Below are 17,468 nucleotides of genomic sequence, written 5' to 3' on the forward strand. Positions count from 1 at the left end.
GCCGCGAAGTCGTGGGTGAAGCCGCCGTAGCCGCTGATGTCGTAGGTGCCCCCGTGGCGTGTCGGCGGGCGTATGCGTCGCCCGGCGCGGTCAGTAGGCAGGCTGCCGCGGGCGGTTGAACCAGGCGGAGCCGGCGGAGTTGCCGACGAACACGGCGATCAGGATGGCGAGCACCGTGTGCAGCAGGCCCACGATGATGAAGGGGTAGATGCCGAGGATCGCGGTGATGATCGCGAAGACGAGGGTCGTGATGCGGACCCCGTTGCCGCCGCTGTTGAACTTCACGGCCAGCACGATCGCGAACACCGCCCAGGCCACGGCGAAGGCCGCGACGGCCCAGAGCATGCCGGAGGAGTAGTCGGCGAGCTGCTGGAAGTTCGCGTTGTCCTTGAGCTTGGCGTCGTTCTTGGCGGCGTGGACGCCGGCCGCGCCGATCGCGAACAGGACCACACCGACGACCTGCAGGCCGACGATGACCCACAACAGTGCGCGGGCCGCGCTGACGGTGCCGGGCATGGTCGTCGGGAAGGGCTGCTGACCGTACCCGCCCTGCGGCACCGGGGGCGCCTGCGGATAGCCGTAGCCGGGCTGCTGGCCCTGGGGCGCGCCGTACGGGTTGTTCGAGTCTCCGAAACTCATGAGCGGTCTTTCCTCCGTCTGCCTCAAGTGCGGGGACGCGCGCGGCACGGTTCGGAGGAGAGTCCTGCAGATGCGGTCCGTCCCCCCGGATACTGCCCGCTGCACCGTGCTGTCATCGTTGTAAAGCGCCCATGTCTTGTCCAGCGGCATTTCGAAGGTGTTGTGCAAGTGCAACCTCGCTGATCATGGGTCGAAGCGGACAGGGACGGCACGGTGGTGCCCGGATTGGAACCGGGAGCGGGTCATCCGCGAGGATGGGACCCATGACCGCCCAGATTCTCGATGGCAAGGCCACCGCAGCCGAGATCAAGTCCGAGCTGACCGCCCGTGTGGCGGCGCTGAAGGAGAAGGGCGTCACGCCCGGACTCGGCACGATCCTGGTCGGGGACGACCCCGGCAGCCGCAAGTACGTGGCGGGCAAGCACCGCGACTGCGCCGAGGTCGGCATCGCCTCGATCCAGCGCGAACTGCCCGCGACGGCGACGCAGGAGGAGATCGAGGCGCTCGTCCGCGAGCTGAACGAGGACCCGGCCTGCACCGGCTACATCGTCCAGCTGCCGCTGCCCAAGGGCATCGACGAGAACCGGATCCTGGAACTGATGGACCCGGAGAAGGACGCGGACGGCCTGCACCCGATGAACCTCGGCCGTCTGGTCCTGAACGAGCCGGCGCCGCTGCCCTGCACCCCGAACGGTGTGCTCACCCTGCTGCGCCGCTACGGCGTGGAGATCAAGGGCGCCGAGGTAGTGGTGGTGGGCCGGGGCGTGACGATCGGGCGGCCGATGCCGCTGCTGCTGACGCGGCGCAGCGAGAACGCCACGGTCACCCAGTGCCACACCGGCACCCGCGACCTCTCGGCCCACCTCAGGCGGGCGGACATCATCGTCGCCGCGGCGGGCTCGGCGCACCTGATCCGGGCCGAGGACGTGAAGCCGGGGGCCGCCGTCCTCGACGTCGGCGTCTCGCGTAGCGCCGAGGGCAAGATCGTCGGTGACGTCCACCCGGACGTGGCCGAGGTGGCCGGCTGGATTTCCCCGAACCCGGGCGGTGTGGGCCCGATGACCCGTGCCCAGCTGCTCGTCAACGTGGTCGAGGCGGCGGAGCGCAGTGTCGGCTGAAGAAAGGCCTGAGGGCACCAGTGAAGAGCAGCGGGCGGACGGCACCGAGCCCGTGGTGACGGACGCCGTCAGCGCCCCGGACGCCGACGGCACGCCGCGGCGGGTGACCCGGCGGTTCCCCCGGGTCACCCGGGACACCGCGCGACCCGAGGGCGGCGGCAGGGCCGCGCGCCGTGACGCGCCCGCGCCGGCCCGTCAGTGGCCGATCCTGGCCGTACTGTCGGTCGTCGGCCTCGGGCTGCTGCTGACCGCGCTGGACATGTTCCGCGTCGGCACCATCCTGATCGGGGTCGCACTGCTGGGCGGTGCCGCTATGCGCTGGTTGCTGCCCGACGTGGGCATGCTCGCGGTGCGTTCCCGCTTCACGGACCTGGTCACCTATGGCGTGCTGGGCCTCGCCATCGTGCTGCTCGCCCTGATGGCTCAGCCGAAACCGTGGCTGGAGATACCTTTCCTGGACGACACCCTGCACTTCACGGTCCGCACCTGACCGCGCGTCCACGGACCGGCACATCGGCGGGCCGTCCCCCTTCGGGGGGGGGACGGCCCGTCGTCGTCGTAGGTGATCCCCGTCGAAGTCGTCATGGCAGCGCTGCCTCAACGGCCGCCAGATCCCGCCGCGTTCGGCCCTGCGGTCGCCGGCCGAGGCGGCCGAGGCGGATCCGGCACGGCTGCTCGCCCTGCGCGAGGCGGTACTCCGCTCGGGCCGGCTCCTCCGGCGGCGGAGAAAAGGCGCGTGCGCCCGGCCTCTCCCCCGTGGGAGGCCGGGCGCCCGGGCGGTCCGGACCGCCCGGGAAATACCCTCATGTACGTGCGCGAGTTGTTCAACGCCCAGCAGTCCGCTGTGGCACGGAAGTGACCGTTCCGCTACGGTGTCGGCGCCCCGCAACGGAACCGGTGCGCCCCCTGAAGCCGTCAATCGGACGGAGACAGGCTCTTGGGCCGGGGAACGCGGAGGGGTGAGCGATGGGTGCGTGGCAGCCCCTGCCGGGCGATCTTCCACCGGAGGTGCGCCACTTCGTGGAGCAATTGAGGCTCCTGAAGGACCGCACCGGGCTCAGCCTCGTCGCCCTCGGCGCGCGTACCGCGTACAGCAAGTCCTCCTGGCAGCGCTACCTCAACGCCACCCAGCCACCGCCCCGTCAGGCGGTCGCGGCGCTGTGCCGGGTGGCAGGGCTGGTGGACGAGGACGCGGAGCGCTTCGGGGTGCGATGGGAGCTGGCCGTGCACGCCTGGCCCCGTACGCCGGCTCCGGCGCCCGCCCTGGCGGACGGCCCGTCGCCGGGGGAGTACGAGGACGATCCGACGGTGCCCTGGTGGGAGCGGCCGGAGCAGGAGACCCGACCCCGGTCCGCCGAGCGCCGTCTTCTGCTGGCCGCGCTCGTCGCCCTGCTCGCGCTGCTCGTCGTCGCCCTCGCGGGTGCCGTGACGTTCGGCTGACCCGATCCGCCTGTGCCCTTCGAGGCCACCGCTGCGTCCCCGTGGTGTCGATGTGTTGACGAGTTCCCCGGCGGCCGACGAACCCGCGACGGCCGGCGACACGCCGCACGGGGCGCGCGGGCAGATGTCGCACGCCGCTCGCCGAAAACAATCCCCGCACAGCACGCATGACCCACGCGCTGCGGGGCAGGCGCACCGTACCCCCACGGGAGTCCGGCAGTCCGGGAGGCCGAGAGACCCCCCGGCAGGACACCCCCACACGGCGGCCGCCTCGAGTCCCCCCTCTCCCGGACGGGCGGCCGCCGTCCGTTCTGTTGTGGGGCGGGCCACAGGGGCCCGCGCATCCGGGATCCCGGATGCGCGATAGCCTGACGGCTGGATCTCTCTTGACGCCAAGATATCGATCGTCTGTACCCGTGATCGATCATCGTGGCGGGGCGCCGGTCACGAGCCGGCGGCCGGATCCCGCACCCCGGGCGACGAAGCCCTACCGCCAGCTGTCAAACGGAGAACGCCATGACCCGCACTCCCGTGAACGTCACCGTCACCGGCGCGGCCGGCCAGATCGGCTACGCACTGCTCTTCCGCATCGCCTCCGGCCAGCTGCTCGGCGCGGACGTGCCGGTCAAGCTGCGCCTCCTGGAGATCACCCCGGCGCTGAAGGCCGCCGAGGGCACGGCCATGGAGCTCGACGACTGCGCGTTCCCGCTCCTGCAGGGCATCGAGATCAGCGACGACCCGAACGTCGCCTTCGACGGCGCCAACGTCGCCCTCCTCGTGGGTGCGCGCCCCCGCACCAAGGGCATGGAGCGCGGTGACCTCCTCGAGGCCAACGGCGGCATCTTCAAGCCGCAGGGCAAGGCCATCAACGACCACGCCGCGGACGACGTCAAGGTGCTCGTCGTCGGCAACCCGGCGAACACCAACGCGCTGATCGCCCAGGCCGCCGCCCCGGACGTGCCGGCCGAGCGCTTCACCGCGATGACCCGCCTCGACCACAACCGCGCGCTGACCCAGCTGTCGAAGAAGACGGGTGTCCCGGTCTCCGAGATCCAGCGCCTGACGATCTGGGGCAACCACTCCGCCACCCAGTACCCGGACGTCTTCCACGCGACGGTCGCCGGCAAGAACGCCGCCGAGGTCGTGAACGACGAGAAGTGGCTCGCCGAGGACTTCATCCCGACCGTCGCCAAGCGCGGTGCCGCGATCATCGAGGCCCGCGGTGCCTCGTCGGCCGCCTCCGCCGCCAACGCCGCCATCGACCACATCCACACCTGGGTCAACGGCACCGCCGAGGGCAACTGGACCTCGATGGCCATCCCGTCGGACGGCTCCTACGGTGTCCCGGAGGGCCTCATCTCCTCCTTCCCGGTCACCACGAAGGACGGCAAGTACGAGATCGTCCAGGGCCTGGAGATCAACGAGTTCTCCCGCGCCCGCATCGACGCGTCGGTCAAGGAGCTGGAGGAGGAGCGCGAGGCGGTCCGCTCCCTCGGCCTCATCTGATCGTTCGACGGACCATCCGTCCCCGCAGGCCCCGTTCCGGTATCGCCCGGACGGGGCCTGCCCCGTCCGGGCGGGCGCACGGGACCCGAGGGCGCGGTGGTCAGTGCGGACCGGGATCCGTCAGCCGCTTCTCGAACCAGTGGGCCGCGTACATGTTCTCGTCGTAGCGCGGGATCTCCGTGTACCCGCAGGCCCGGTACATCGCCTGGGCCTCCGTCAGAGCGGCGTGGGTGTCCAGGCGTACGACGCCGAGGCCGCGCTCGACGGCCTGGTGTTCGAGGCCGTCGAGGAGGCGCCGGGCCAGACCGAGCCGCCGGGCATCGGGATGCACCCACACATGCCGGATCTCACCGACACCGGGCTCCAGGGTCCGCAGCGCCCCGCACCCGACGGGCCGCCCCTCCTCGTAGGCGACCAGGAAGGCACCCGCGGTGCCGGACACCTCTTCGGGACGTACCAGAGCGGCGGGATCGAAGCCCTCGGGGAAGCGGGCGTCGATGTCGGCGGCGTAGGCGTCGAGGCAGGCCAGGGCGTCCCGGGAGGCTCCGTCGACGCGTTCGATCGTGATGGCGGCGAGGCGCAGCAGCCGCCGCGCGGTGCCGAGCGCGGCGCTCAGCTCGCCCCGCTGAGCCTCGCTGAGACCGCCGAGCAGACTCTCCGCGAGGGCGTTGGCACGGCGGTTCTGTTCCTTCACCTCGACGTGCCCGGCCGGGGTCAGTTCCGCCAGCCGCAACCGGCTGTCGTCGGGGTGCACGCTCGTCCGTACGAGTCCCTGCGCCTGAAGCGTCCGTGCCATCCGGCTCAGATACCCGGCGTCGAGACCGAGCCGGCCGCGCAGCTCGCGCAGGGAGACCCCGTCCCCGATCTCGTACAGCAGTCGCGCCTGGCCCAGCGGCCGGTCCTGCCCGAGGTAGCGGTCGTCCAGGGCCCCGATCCGGCGGGTGAAGTAGCGGTTGAACCGCCGGAGGGCCGTGATGTCCTCGCTCGACACTGACTCCATATTTCTTTGACTTTAGTCAAAGGAATGGTCGGAGTCCATGGGGAAGGTCCGCCGCGTACGGAGCGCGGCCGGCGCGTCACGATCGTGAACATCCCGCTTTCCCGGGCCTGGACGTCCCCCTATGCTGATGATTTGTCAAGTTGCTTGTGATCCAGGTCTCTTGGGGCCCGGTTCCATCATCGGGGGAGTGGCGTGAGCACCGCCTACGTGCCGCAGCAACCACAGCCGACACAGGCCGGTCCGCCATCGGCGCCGGCGCAGAAGCCACCGCACGCCAGCGAGGCCACCCGGCTGCTGTGCGCGGGTGCGTATCTGGATCCCGGCTACCGGGACCGGGTCATCGAGGAACTGCACCTCAACGAAGAGCGGATCGCGGCGCCCTCGCTCGGCTACGACGCGGCACGGGTGCTCGCGCACGCGCTGCGGGCCCGGCGCCAGGAGCTGGCGTGGGCCGGGGCGATCATCGGTCTGTGGCTGGTGGGCTCGGCGCTCTCCGGCGGTCTGCTGGTCTTCTTCCTGGGGCCCAGCCTGATGCTGACGATCGCGTCCTGGATCAGGGGCCGGGCCGCGGAGCCGCCCCTGTACCGGCGGGTGACGGCCTTCATCCTGCGCTGGTGTGGCCGTCTCGCGGTCGCGGGGTTCCTCGTCCTCACGATCATGCTGGCGTTCGGCGGCTCCGACGACGCCTCGCCGTACCGGTCGTCCTCCGCCGGCTCCCTGGACCCCTACGGACTGAACTCCTCCGACGCGCCGAGCGTGTCCGACCTGCTGCTGCCGGGCAGCAGCGGCTCGGGCAAGCCTTGGCAGGCGTGGTTCGCCCTCGGCGTCCTCGCGCTCATCGCGGTGTGCCTCGCTCAGCAGCGCCGTCAGTTCGCCCGCGTCATGGCCGCCGAATTGTCCTCGCAGCGCTTCGCCGACGCCGCCGGCGACCCCGCGGAGCAGGCACCGGGACCGCGGTTCGAGCGGATGCGTCAGCGCATCCGGCTCGAACAGCACGCCCCGTTGATCATGTACCACGAGGCACGGCCGTTCTGCGGCGCCGGCTGGGCCTACGACACCTGGGTCCTCGCCGTGGAGCTCGCACCCGACCCGCTGAAGAAGCAGCAGCCGCTCAGCAACCGGGCCGTCCTGGAGAAGGTGCGCCCCCTGCTCGACCGGCTGCGCGTGCCCGCCGAGTACGCCGGCCCCGGGGTCCGCGACCGGCTGCGCTGGCTGGAGATCGACGAGTGCGTGTTCCTGCCCGCGGAGGGGCTGCTGCGCCGTGAGGACGCGCCGTACCACCCGCAGGCGTTCGAGGAGCACCGGGCGCGGGCGGTCGAGGAGGGCGGCGAGAAGCGGCGGCACTTCCTGCGCATCCGGGTCGGTGGATGGGAGGAGGAGCTGGTCGTCACCGTGTTCGTGCGCATCCACACCCAGGGGCGCATGCTCATGCTGGAGATCGCCCCGCATGTGCTGACCCCGGTGCGCGAGGACTTCAAGGACGCCGACCGGACGGCGCACCGCTTCCGCCACAACAACCTGCTCGGCCAGGCCGCGTGGTCCCTCGCCCGGGTGCCGGGCTCCCCGGCCCGGGCCCTGATCACGCTCGGCAGGGCCCTGGTGTACGGGTGGCGGATGCTGACCGGTGGCTACGCGGGCGCGCTGCCCGACGGTCCCGCTCTGTCGGTGCGGGAGCTGGGCTCGGCGCCCGACCGGTCGCTCTTCCAGGACATGGACGTCGACCGCTACCTGAAGGCCGTGCAGGACCGCATCGCGCACGGGGTGCGGGCGGCGCTCGCCGAATCCGGCTACGAGACCGGCGAGTTCGTGCAGAAGATCGTGAACATCAGCAACGGCGGCGTGCACATCGGCCGGGTGGAGGGCAGCACCTTCGCGGTCGGCGAGCACGCCCGAGCCTCCGCCACGACCAACGGCCCCACACCGCAGAAGGGATCCGACACCGATGGCCACGGATGAGCCGAACGTCAGCATCGGCGACGTCTCGCACAGCACCTTCGCCATCGGCAGCCACGCGCAGGCCGTGAGCCACCAGGGCACGGCCGGGCAGCGCGACGAGGCCGCCGAGGAACTGCTGAAGGCAGTGCGCGAGTTGCGTGCCGATCTGGCGCGGGTGCGCGGCAGCGAGCAGACGGCCGCGCTCGACGCGGCACTCGCCCTGACAGAGGACGAGATCACCCGTACCGGCCAGGCGGCCCCGTCGCGCCGGGAGCGGCTGCGCGAGCTGCTCAGCGACTCGCAGGCCCTCCTGAGCGTGCTCGCGTCCGCCGGGGCCGTGGCCGGCCTGCTCGGAATGTGAGAGGAAGACGATGAGCGGGGGCGGCCGGTACTGGAACGAGGACACCCAGCGCTGGGAGGACGGCGACGCCGCGGGCAACCCGGCTCCGGCGACCCCACCGCCACCGGCGCGCCCGCAGCATGCGCCGGATGCGGGGTCCGGGGGAGCGGGCGGCGCGGGAACGCCGGCGCCGGATGCGCCCGGCCCCGGGGGAGCAGGCGGAGGGCCGGCGGCGGACCCGGGCGCCTCCACCGCGGACGCCGCCTGGTGGCCCACCCAGGTGACCGAGGGCGGGGCGCAGGCCCCGCAGTGGTGGGCCGGGGACGGCGGCGCTTCGCCGTTCCCGCCGTGGCCGGCCGACAACAGCGCCTGGCCCACCCCCGAGACGTTGCCCCAGCCGTCGGCGCCCGCCGCACCGGGCGGCCCGAGCCGCCGGCTCGTGTGGTCCGTGGTGGCCGGGGCGGCGGCGGTCGGAGTCGTCGTGAGCCTGGTGCTGACGCTGGTGGTCGACTCCGGGAACGACGGCAAGAACGACCGGGGCGCCGCCGCGAGCCCGTCCATGTCCACCGTGCCCACGCAGCACTCGGACACCCCCGCACCGCCCTCGCCCACCGACGCGTCGCTGTCGCCGTCCGCCTCGCCGAGCGCACTCCCGGCCGGCTACCGGTCCTACGCCGACGGCGAGGGTTTCCGGATCGCCCTCCCCGAGGACTGGAAGCGTTCCACGGTGAAGTCCTCGTACGGCATACCGGTGGTCAACTACCGCAGCCCCGACCGCAGGCACCGGCTGCAGGTGTATCAGGTGGCGGAGCCGTCCCCGGACGCGTCCTTCCAGCTGTACCTGTCCCCGGACACCGCGAAGCCCGCCGGCTTCCGGGAGCTGGCCCTCGAGCAGCTCGACGACGGCGAGTTCACCGGGTCGCGACTGGAGTACCTGGCCGACACCATCAGGGGCGAACCCGACGTGGGCACCTGGCACGTCTTCGACGAGCGGTTCGTCGCCGTGGACGGCAAGATCTACGCCATCGCCGTGTACGGTCCCGACGCGGACGGCCGCGACGACGAACTGAAGCTGCTCACCACGGCCCTGGCCTGGTTCTGCCCGCCCGGCGCCACCTGCGACGCATCCGGCGACTGACGGGTTCGGTGCGCACTGCTCCGGACGGGTGAATCGAGCCCGGCGGGCAGCAGGGAACGGCCATCCGGGTGAGCTCGTGGCCGTTCCCTGTCCCGGCTGACGGGATTCAGGCGGTCGGCAGGCCCTGGACCTGCGAGATCTCCACCGACTCGCTGGCCGGCGGCGCCTTCGTCAGGACCGGCTTGTTGTAGTCCGTGAAGGTGAGGGACAGGTCCGTGTCCGGGCCCTTCTGCGCCGCGCGGTACAGGCGGTGATCCTTGCCCGTCGTGATGTACAGCGTGGACGTCAGGCCGTTCACCTTGAAGGACAGCGGGACCACCCGGGTGCCGTCCAGGGTCGTCGCGAGCCCCTCCGTCAGGGACGAGGGCGCGGAGACCATGGCGGCCTTCTGCAGGGACTCGAGGTCGCAGGCGTTCGCCACGCCGCTCAGCAGCGAGTCGGACGTCGAACCGTGGATGTAGCGGCCCATGAACTCCTCGCTCGCGGTGACGCCCCGCTGGCCGGGGAGCTCGGCCTTCCAGAACGTCTGGTCCGGCTTGAGCCACACCTCGGTGCCCCGCTTGATGATCTCGACGGAGCCGCCGTGCCCGCCCAGGGTCAGGGTGCCCGCGCAGTTTCCGCTCCGGTCGATCGCGAGCTGCATCGACGTCGGCAGGCGAGTACTCGTCGTCGCCGTCGTGCTCCGGTCGAGGTAGGCGAGGCGCACCGATGTCGCCGTCCGCAGCCCCTCCTGTGCCTGTGCGAGCAGTCGCTGCGGGTCCTGGTTGCCGCCGGTGTCGTCCGACGAGGCGCCGGCCGTACCGGTGCAGAGCATCAGACCCGCTGCCGCGGCCGCTGTCGCCGCGCAGCTCGCAATGGTGAAGCCACGGGGTGTGGACATCGCGTCACCTCCATGAGTGCCTGATCGGCAGCGTACTTTTCACCCTTTTCGACCGCATTCTCAGTGACGCGGCGCACTTTCGGACACGGAGTGCGCATGCACGTGTGGCGTGGGGGCAGGTGCCCCGGCCTCCGGGAGTCACACCTGTGTGACTCAGGGGTGCGGAACAGGAACGGAAGGCAGTACCGAATCATGGCCGGACAGCAGGCGCGGCAGGCAGAACAGACGGTTCACGTGGCCGGCGAGTGGCGCGTGGCGCTCTCCGGAGCGACGCGCGAGATCATCGACCCCGCGGACGCCGGGCCCTTCGCCGTGGTTGCGGAGGGTGACGAAAGTGACGTCGACGCAGCCGTCGCAGCCGCCCGCCACGCCTTCGACGAAGGTCCCTGGCCGCGCACTCCCGCCGCCGAGCGTGCCGTGCTCCTGCGTCGCGTTGCCGATCTGCTCGTACGCGATCGCGAAGAGCTCGGTCTCCTGGAGAGCCGGGACGCGGGCAAGACGGTCGAAGAGGGCCGGGTCGACATCGACTGCGTCGCCGACGCCTTCCGCTACTTCGCCGACCTCGTCGCCGCCGAGAGCGCCGGCCGGGTCGTCGACGCCGGCTCGCCCGATGTGCACAGCGTCGTCTGCTACGAGCCCGTCGGTGTCTGCGCCCTGATCACTCCCTGGAACTACCCGCTCCTCCAGGCCAGCTGGAAGATCGCTCCGGCCCTCGCCGCCGGCAACACCTTCGTCGTGAAGCCGAGCGAGATCACCCCGATGACCACGATCGCGCTGATCGAACTGCTCATCGAAGCCGGACTGCCCACCGGTGTGGCGGGCCTTGTCACCGGACCCGGCCACTCGGTCGGCGCCCGGCTCGCCGAGCACCCGGACGTGGATCTCGTCTCCTTCACCGGCGGACTCGTCAGCGGTACGAAGGTCGCGCAGGCCGCCGCGGTGGGCGTCAAGAAGGTCGCCCTCGAACTCGGCGGCAAGAACCCCAACGTCGTCTTCGCCGACGCCTGCGCGACCGACGACGGCTTCGACACCGCCGTCGACCAGGCCCTCAATGCCGCCTTCATCCACAGCGGTCAGGTCTGTTCGGCGGGCTCCCGGCTCATCGTCGAGGAGTCCGCCCGCGAGCGCTTCGTCGCCGAGCTCGCCCGCCGGGCAAGCCGGATCCGCCTCGGCCGCGGTACCGAGAAGGACGTCGAGTGCGGCCCGCTGGTCTCCGCGGAGCAGCGCGCCAAGACGGAGGCGTACGTGGCCTCCGCGCTCGCCGAGGGCGCGGTGCTGCGCTGCGGCGGCAGGCGCCCCGAGCCGTCCGGGACCAGGCCGGCGACCGGCTACTTCTACGAGCCGACCGTGCTGGACCAGTGCCACCGGGAGATGAAGGTCGTACGGGAGGAGGTCTTCGGGCCCGTTCTGACCGTGGAGACCTTCCGTACGGAAGACGAGGCGGTCATGCTCGCCAACGACACCGAGTACGGCCTCGCCGGCGCCGTCTGGACCGCCGACCCGGGCCGCGCCCGCCGTGTCGCCGGCCGGCTGCGCCACGGCACGGTCTGGATCAACGACTTCCACCCCTATCTCCCGCAGGCGGAGTGGGGCGGCTTCGGCAAGAGCGGCGTCGGCCGCGAACTCGGCCCCGCTGGCCTCGCCGAGTACCGCGAGGCCAAGCACGTCTACCAGAACCTCGCGCCGCGCCCGGTCCGCTGGTTCGCCGGCTGACCTCCCGTCCCCCGTCCCCCACCCGGGTCTCCCCCGGCGCGCGCAGCACCTTCCTCCAACCCCCATCGAGGAGCAGCACCCCATGTCCGAGCAGCACACCTACGACTACGTCGTCATCGGCGGCGGCACGGCGGGCTCCGTCATCGCCTCCCGCCTCACCGAGGACCCGGACGTCACCGTCGCCGTCATCGAGGGCGGCCCGAGCGACGTCGGCCGCGACGACGTCCTCACCCTGCGCCGCTGGATGGGCCTGCTCGGCGGCGAACTCGACTACGACTACCCCACCACCGAGCAGCCGCGCGGCAACTCGCACATCCGGCACAGCCGCGCCCGGGTGCTCGGCGGCTGCTCCTCGCACAACACGCTGATCGCGTTCAAGCCGCTGCCGTCCGACTGGGACGAGTGGGAGGCGGCCGGCGCCCAGGGCTGGGGCGCCGTCCCGATGGAGGCCTACTACGCGCGGCTCCAGAACAACATCGTCCCCGTCGACGAGAAGGACCGGAACGCGATCGCCCGCGACTTCGTCGACGCGGCGCAGACGGCGCTCGGCGTCCCGCGCGTCGAGGGCTTCAACAAGAAGCCGTTCACCGAGGGCGTCGGCTTCTTCGACCTCGCCTACCACCCCGAGGACAACAAGCGCTCCAGCGCGTCGGTGGCGTATCTGCACCCGGTGATGGACGAGCGCCCCAACCTGACGATCCTGCTGGAGACCTGGGCGTACCGGCTGGAGTTGGAGGGCACGCGCGCGCGGGGCGTGCATGTGCGCACCAAGGACGGCGAGGAGATCCTCGTACGGGCCCGGCGCGAGGTCGTGCTGTGCGCCGGTGCCGTCGACTCGCTCCGACTGCTGCTGCACTCCGGCATCGGCCCGAAGGAGGATCTGGAAAAGCTCGGCATACCCGTCGTGCAGGATCTGCCGGGTGTCGGTGAGAACCTGCTCGACCACCCCGAGTCGGTGATCGTGTGGGAGACGCACGGCCCGATTCCGGAGAACTCCGCGATGGACAGCGACGCGGGCCTCTTCGTGCGCCGTGATCCCGGCAGCGCGGCCCCCGACCTGATGTTCCACTTCTACCAGATCCCGTTCACGGACAATCCGGAGCGACTGGGCTACGAGCGGCCGCAGTTCGGTGTCTCGATGACGCCGAACATCCCCAAACCGAGGAGCCGCGGCCGTCTCTGGCTGAAGAGCGCCGACCCGGACGAGAAGCCCGCGCTGGACTTCCGGTACTTCACCGACGAGGACGACCACGACGGCCGCACCCTCGTGGACGGCATCAAGATCGCCCGTGAGATCGCGAAGGCCGAGCCCCTGGCCGGCTGGCTCAAACGGGAGGTCTGCCCCGGCCCGGACGTCACGGGCGACGAGGAGCTGAGCGCGTACGCGCGCAAGGTCGCGCACACCGTGTACCACCCGGCGGGCACCTGCCGTATGGGCGCCGAGACCGACGAACTGGCCGTCGTCGACCCGGAGCTGCGGATCCGCGGCCTCGACGGCATCCGGATCGCCGACGCATCCGTCTTCCCGACCATCCCCGCCGTGAACCCGATGATCGGGGTGCTCATGGTCGGGGAGAAGGCCGCCGAGCTGATCGGAGGCGAGGCCTGATGGTCGCCACCGTCCCCACCCGCAAGCCGCCCACCGACGCCGGGGCGCAGAGCCCCGTCTTCCGGGTCGAGAACCTGTGGAAGGTCTTCGGCCCCAAGGCGGACCGCGTCCCCGCCGACCCGGAACTCGGCACGCTGGACCCCGCCGCGCTGCGTGAGCGCACCGACTGCACGGCCGCGGTGCGCGATGTGAGCTTCGACGTCCGCAAGGGCGAGGTGTTCGTCGTGATGGGCCTGTCGGGCTCCGGCAAGTCCACCCTCGTGCGCTGTCTGACCCGGCTGATCGAACCGACCGCCGGCACCATCACCATCGACGGCGAGGACGTCCGCGCCATGGACCGCACCCGGCTGCGCGAACTGCGCCGGCACCGCGCGGCGATGGTCTTCCAGCACTTCGGACTGCTGCCGCACCGCACGGTCCTCGACAACGTGGCCTACGGCCTCGAGATCCAGGGCCTCGGAAAGGCCGAACGTCGGAAGCGGGCCGCCGACTTCGTGACCAAGGTGGGCCTGGAGGGCATGGAGCAGCGGCGCCCCGCTCAGCTCTCGGGCGGCCAGCGGCAGCGCGTCGGCCTGGCCCGCGCGCTCGCGGTCGACCCCGAAGTACTCCTGTTCGACGAGCCGTTCAGCGCCCTCGACCCGCTGATCCGGCGCGACATGCAGGAGGAGGTGGTCCGGCTGCACCGTGAGGAGGGCCGCACGATGGTCTTCATCACGCACGACCTGAGCGAGGCGCTCAAGCTCGGCGACCGCATCGCCCTGATGCGTGACGGCCGGATCGTGCAGCTGGGCACTCCGGAGGAGATCGTGGGCGCCCCCGCCGACGACTACGTCCGCGAGTTCGTCCGGGACGTCCCCCGCGAGCAGGTCATCACGGTCCGCTCGGCCATGCGCACCGCGTCCCCCATGGAGACCGAAGGGGGTCCCGCGGTGTCCCCGGACGCCACGGTCTCCGAGGCGATCGAGGCGGTGGCCCGTACGGGTTCCCCGGCCCGGGTCATGGACGGCGGCCGCTGCCTCGGCGTGGTCGACCACGAGCGGCTGCTCGACGTCGTGGCCGGGACAGAGCACGGCAAGGAGGCAGTGTGATGGCGACTCTCACCGCACCCGTCACTCCCCGTCTTTCGCGCTCCGGTCTCCTCCAGCACCGCGCCCTCGGCAAGCTCCTGGTGCTGGCCGTCGCCGCGGCGGTCCTCGTCCCCCTCGCCGACGCCCACTGGGCGAGCGGCAACTGGCCGCACGCGCTCACGGTCGACCTGTCCAAGCCGCTGACCGGCGCCAGCGACTGGATCATCGACAACCGGGACAGCCACCCCCTCTTCCTCTACTTCTTCGGCTATGTCAGCAACGCCGTCGTGCTGTCCGTGCGCGCCGTCTACCTCGTCCTGCTCGCAGCGGGCTGGGCGGGCGTGACGGCGGCCGGGGCGCTGCTCGCGTGGCGCGTCGCGGGTGCGCGCCTGGCACTCGGCACGGCGACCGCCCTCCTTGCCTGCGGTCTGCTCGGCATGTGGGTACCCACCATGCAGACGCTCGCCCTCATGGTGATCGCGGTGCTCGTGTCCGTCGTGCTCGGAGCGCTGCTCGGTCTCGCCGCGGGCCTGTCCGACCGCACCTTCCGCGCCCTGCGCCCCGTACTCGACACCATGCAGGTGCTCCCGGCGTTCGCGTATCTGCTGCCCGTCGTCCTCGTCTTCGGCATCGGTGTTCCGGCCGCCGTCCTCGCCACCGTCGTCTACGCGGCCCCGCCGATGGCCCGGCTCACCGCGCTGGGTCTGCGGGGCGCCGACAAGGAGGTCCTCGAAGCGGTCGACTCGCTCAGTGCCACCGCGCGCCAGCGTCTGCTCACCGCCCGCCTCCCGCTGGCCCGCAAGGAGCTGCTCCTCGGCCTCAACCAGACGATCATGATGGCGCTGTCCATGGCCGTCATCGCCTCCGTGATCGGCGCCGGCGGCCTCGGAGACCGCGTCTACCAGGCGCTGGCCTCGGTGGACGTGGGTGCCGCGCTCGCCGCCGGCATCCCGATCGTGCTGCTCGCGGTCGTCCTCGACCGCGTCACCGGCGCGGCGGGCGAGGGCCTGCCGTCCACCGGCCGGGCGGGCTGGGTGTACGCCGCCGCGGCCACCGTGGCCGTGGCCGTCGCCGCGCGCCTGACGGGTCTCCTGGACTGGCCGCTGTCCTGGACCGTGCGCATCGCCGAGCCGGTCAACCGTGCCGTCGACTGGATGACCGCGCACCTGTACTCGGGCGTCCCCTACGTGGGCGGCACCGCCGACTGGGCGGGCCACTACACCACCTGGATCCTGGACCCGCTGCGCACCGGATTGCAGTGGCTGCCCTGGTGGTCGGTGCTGCTCGTGGTCGCCGCGCTGGCCTGGCTGATCGGCACCTGGCGCACCGCGCTCACCGCCGTCCTCGCGATGTCGGCGACCGGCGTGCTCGGCGTGTGGAAGCCGTCCCTGGACACGCTGTCGCAGGTGCTCGCGGCCGTCGCCGTCACCCTGGTCCTCGGGCTCGCGACCGGGATCGCCGCGGTACGCAGCGACCGGTTCGAACGGCTGCTGCGCCCGGTGCTCGACGTCTTCCAGACGATGCCGCAGTTCGTCTACCTGATCCCGGTGGTCGCGCTGTTCGGCGTCGGCCGCGCGCCCGCCGCCGTCGCGGCGATCGTCTACGCCCTCCCGGCCGTCGCCCGCATCACCACCCAGGGCCTGCGCCAGGTCGACCAGGCAGCCCTGGAGTCGGCGCGCTCGCTCGGCGCGTCGAGCGTCCAGCAACTGCGCCAGGTGCAACTCCCGCTGGCCCGCCCGGCCCTGCTGCTCGCCGTCAACCAGGGCGTCGTCCTGGTCCTCGCCGTCGTCATCATCGGCGGTCTGGTCGGCGGCGGCGCGCTCGGCTACGACGTCGTCTTCGGCCTCGCCCAAGGAGACCTGGCGACCGGCCTGGTGGCCGGTGCCGCGATCGTCTGCCTCGGCCTGACGCTCGACCGGGTGACGCAGCCCACCGAGCGCCGCGCGAAGAAGGGAGCGTGAGATGCCCCGTACTCGTACGACGATCACCACGGCCCTGGCCGTGCTGACGCTGACCACCGGCTGCGGTGCCGCCGACATGACCAAGCAGGCCTCGCCGTTCGCGGCTGCGCGCGGCTCGAAGACGGTGACCCTGTCCGTGCAGTCGTGGGTGGGCGCGCAGGCGAACGTCGCCGTGGCCCAGTACCTCCTCGAGCATGAGCTCGGCTACCGCGTGGACACCGTCCAGGTCGACGAGATCCCCGCCTGGGACGCCCTCAGCCAGGGCCGGGTCGACGCGATCCTGGAGGACTGGGGCCACCCCGACCAGGAGAAGCGGTACGTCGAGGACAAGAAGACGATCGTGCACGGCGGCGGCCTCGGGGTCACCGGCCACATCGGCTGGTACGTCCCGACCTACCTCGCCGAGCAGCACCCGGACATCACCGACTGGAAGAACCTCGACAAGTACGCGAGCCTCTTCCGCACCGCGGAGAGCGGCGGCAAGGGCCAGCTGATGGACGGCTCGCCGTCCTATGTCACCAACGACAAGGCGCTGGTGAAGAACCTGAAGCTGGACTACCAGGTGATCTTCGCGGGCTCGGAGGCGGCGCAGATCACGCAGATCAGGCAGTTCGCCAAGGAGAAGAAGCCCTTCCTGACGTACTGGTACGCGCCGCAGTGGCTGTTCAAGAAGGTCCCGATGACCGAGGTGAAGCTGCCGCCGTACAAGGAGGGCTGCGACGCGGACGCGGCGAAGGTCGCCTGCGCCTATCCGCACACGCCGCTGCAGAAGTACCTGAACGCGGACTTCGCCGGGAGCGGCGGCAAGGCGGCCGACTTCCTGAAGAAGTTCAACTGGACGACCGAGGACCAGAACGAGGTCGCATTGATGATCGCCGACCGGAAGCAGACCCCGGAGCAGGCGGCCAAGGAATGGGTGGACGGCCACTCCTCCACATGGAAGGCGTGGCTGTCCCACTAAGAGTCATCCCGTAATGGGATGCCGTCCGACCAGTTCCTGTTCGGGAGTGCCACGCCTGTGGGTGGGGCGTTCCCTGCTGGGGCGGCTGTTCCGACGTGGGCCTTGTGCCGCTCGCGCGCGGGTCGGGTCTCATTCGGGGTGGGCCGGTACCGGTCGGTGGT

15 protein-coding genes are annotated in these 17,468 nt (G+C 71.5%); 12 read left to right on the forward strand and 3 right to left on the reverse strand.

Translation table 11 applies throughout. The features are described 5' to 3' along the window. Window positions 1-90 precede the first annotated feature (90 nt). Entirely contained in the window at window positions 91-639 is a 549-nt protein-coding gene (locus ACWDA7_RS40510; RefSeq protein WP_450611511.1) for a hypothetical protein, read from the reverse strand. Between the two features lie 263 nt (window positions 640-902). Here ACWDA7_RS40510 and ACWDA7_RS40515 point away from each other — a divergent pair, with 263 nt between their 5' ends. From ACWDA7_RS40515 to ACWDA7_RS40530, 4 genes are all read left to right on the forward strand, one after another. Then, window positions 903-1,757, forward strand: a complete 855-nt coding sequence (locus tag ACWDA7_RS40515; protein ID WP_450611513.1) for a bifunctional methylenetetrahydrofolate dehydrogenase/methenyltetrahydrofolate cyclohydrolase — start codon at window positions 903-905, stop codon at window positions 1,755-1,757. Continuing rightward, window positions 1,747-2,247, forward strand: a complete 501-nt coding sequence (locus ACWDA7_RS40520; protein ID WP_450611515.1) for a DUF3017 domain-containing protein — start codon at window positions 1,747-1,749, stop codon at window positions 2,245-2,247. The genes ACWDA7_RS40515 and ACWDA7_RS40520 overlap by 11 nt, the downstream gene beginning before the upstream one ends. 476 nt (window positions 2,248-2,723) lie before the next feature. Continuing rightward, window positions 2,724-3,197, forward strand: coding sequence for a helix-turn-helix domain-containing protein (locus ACWDA7_RS40525; protein ID WP_450611516.1), 474 nt, complete (start codon window positions 2,724-2,726; stop codon window positions 3,195-3,197). Between the two features lie 516 nt (window positions 3,198-3,713). Further along, the gene (locus tag ACWDA7_RS40530; RefSeq protein WP_450611518.1) at window positions 3,714-4,703 is read left to right on the forward strand and encodes a malate dehydrogenase; all 990 of its coding nucleotides are present in this window, start codon (window positions 3,714-3,716) and stop codon (window positions 4,701-4,703) included. A 100-nt stretch (window positions 4,704-4,803) separates the two neighbouring features. Here ACWDA7_RS40530 and ACWDA7_RS40535 read toward each other — a convergent pair whose 3' ends face one another. Further along, window positions 4,804-5,703: a GNAT family N-acetyltransferase gene (locus ACWDA7_RS40535; protein WP_450611520.1), complete on the reverse strand. Its 900-nt coding sequence runs from the start codon at window positions 5,701-5,703 to the stop codon at window positions 4,804-4,806. Window positions 5,704-5,895: 192 nt separating this feature from the next. Between ACWDA7_RS40535 and ACWDA7_RS40540 the strand changes: the two genes are divergently transcribed. Genes ACWDA7_RS40540 through ACWDA7_RS40550 form a run of 3 tightly spaced genes read left to right on the forward strand, consistent with a single transcriptional unit; the run spans window position 5,896 to window position 9,116 of the window. Continuing rightward, window positions 5,896-7,659 (forward strand): hypothetical protein, encoded by a 1,764-nt coding sequence (locus tag ACWDA7_RS40540; protein WP_450611522.1) that lies wholly within the window; start codon window positions 5,896-5,898, stop codon window positions 7,657-7,659. Further along, window positions 7,646-7,999 carry a hypothetical protein gene (locus ACWDA7_RS40545; protein WP_450611524.1) on the forward strand — a complete coding sequence of 118 codons (354 nt, stop codon included), beginning with the start codon at window positions 7,646-7,648 and terminating at the stop codon, window positions 7,997-7,999. The genes ACWDA7_RS40540 and ACWDA7_RS40545 overlap by 14 nt, the downstream gene beginning before the upstream one ends. Window positions 8,000-8,009: 10 nt before the next feature. Then, the gene (locus ACWDA7_RS40550; protein WP_450611526.1) at window positions 8,010-9,116 is read left to right on the forward strand and encodes a hypothetical protein; all 1,107 of its coding nucleotides are present in this window, start codon (window positions 8,010-8,012) and stop codon (window positions 9,114-9,116) included. Between the two features lie 106 nt (window positions 9,117-9,222). On the opposite strand, the gene ACWDA7_RS40555 is transcribed toward ACWDA7_RS40550, so the two are convergent. After that, a complete protein-coding gene (locus tag ACWDA7_RS40555) occupies window positions 9,223-9,996 on the reverse strand; it encodes a hypothetical protein (RefSeq protein WP_450611528.1) in 774 nt (257 codons plus the stop codon). Between the two features lie 192 nt (window positions 9,997-10,188). Here ACWDA7_RS40555 and ACWDA7_RS40560 point away from each other — a divergent pair, with 192 nt between their 5' ends. The 5 genes from ACWDA7_RS40560 to ACWDA7_RS40580 all read left to right on the forward strand — a co-directional run bounded on the left by ACWDA7_RS40560 (window position 10,189) and on the right by ACWDA7_RS40580 (window position 17,307). Next, the gene (locus tag ACWDA7_RS40560; RefSeq protein WP_450611530.1) at window positions 10,189-11,709 is read left to right on the forward strand and encodes an aldehyde dehydrogenase family protein; all 1,521 of its coding nucleotides are present in this window, start codon (window positions 10,189-10,191) and stop codon (window positions 11,707-11,709) included. Between the two features lie 82 nt (window positions 11,710-11,791). After that, window positions 11,792-13,318: a GMC family oxidoreductase gene (locus tag ACWDA7_RS40565; protein WP_450611532.1), complete on the forward strand. Its 1,527-nt coding sequence runs from the start codon at window positions 11,792-11,794 to the stop codon at window positions 13,316-13,318. Continuing rightward, window positions 13,318-14,406: a quaternary amine ABC transporter ATP-binding protein gene (locus ACWDA7_RS40570; protein WP_450611534.1), complete on the forward strand. Its 1,089-nt coding sequence runs from the start codon at window positions 13,318-13,320 to the stop codon at window positions 14,404-14,406. Before ACWDA7_RS40565 ends, ACWDA7_RS40570 begins: the two co-directional genes overlap by 1 nt. Continuing rightward, window positions 14,406-16,346, forward strand: a complete 1,941-nt coding sequence (locus ACWDA7_RS40575; protein ID WP_450611536.1) for an ABC transporter permease — start codon at window positions 14,406-14,408, stop codon at window positions 16,344-16,346. The genes ACWDA7_RS40570 and ACWDA7_RS40575 overlap by 1 nt, the downstream gene beginning before the upstream one ends. Window position 16,347: 1 nt before the next feature. Beyond that, complete coding sequence (locus ACWDA7_RS40580; RefSeq protein ID WP_450611538.1) at window positions 16,348-17,307, forward strand: ABC transporter substrate-binding protein; 960 nt, start codon at window positions 16,348-16,350, stop codon at window positions 17,305-17,307. Window positions 17,308-17,468: the final 161 nt, after the last annotated feature.

Source organism: Streptomyces sp. NPDC001156 (genome assembly GCF_053598275.1).